Annotated in this window: 1 pseudogene; it reads left to right on the forward strand. The window is 39.2% G+C overall.

Features of this window, described 5'->3' with window-relative positions:
- Positions 1 to 245: pseudogene (locus tag SCA31_RS25065) on the forward strand (AraC family transcriptional regulator); the annotation flags it as partial.

Below are 245 nucleotides of genomic sequence, written 5' to 3' on the forward strand. Positions count from 1 at the left end.
GGATATTACAATAGCTTGCATCAAATGGCTGTTTGTTACCGTTATCTGGGTAATTCAAAATCAGCAGATTCCCTGACGAATATTGGATTGGCGCTGACCAGTGGAAATAATGAATTCAGACAAGAGTATGGATATTTCCTGAAGGAAAAAGGCATCCAGCAATTTCGAGAGAAAGACTATCAAAATTCCATCAAGTCCTTAAATGGCTCGCTGATTTCTATAGCCAGTGTAGATGATTTTGCCTG

The organism is Chryseobacterium sp. SIMBA_028 (genome assembly GCF_046535285.1).
Classification (GTDB): Bacteria; Bacteroidota; Bacteroidia; order Flavobacteriales; family Weeksellaceae; genus Chryseobacterium.